This is a genomic window from Aeromonas sp. ZOR0002, assembly GCF_963866995.1.
Lineage (GTDB): Bacteria > Pseudomonadota > Gammaproteobacteria > Enterobacterales > Aeromonadaceae > Aeromonas > Aeromonas caviae.
Window position 1 is genome coordinate 1 of the sequence record NZ_CAWMFQ010000085.1, and the last position, 215, is coordinate 215.

Annotated in this window: 1 tRNA gene; it reads right to left on the bottom strand. The window is 49.8% G+C overall.

Annotated features, from left to right (window positions below):
• Nucleotides 1–45 precede the first annotated feature (45 nt).
• Nucleotides 46–121: transfer RNA gene (locus tag AACR77_RS04765), tRNA-Thr, on the bottom strand.
• Between the last annotated feature and the right edge of the window lie 94 nt (nt 122–215).

A 215-nucleotide genomic window follows, 5' to 3' on the forward strand; every position in this document is an offset into this window, starting at 1 on the left:
GGGATTTTCAATCCCCTGCTCTACCGACTGAGCTATCTGGGCAAATGGTGCCGGCTACCGGAATCGAACTGGTGACCTACTGATTACAAGTCAGTTGCTCTACCTACTGAGCTAAGCCGGCACACTTCAAACCATTGTGCATGAACACGTTTTTATTTCATGGCACCAAAATATGGTGCCCAGAGACGGAATCGAACCGCCGACACGGGGATTTT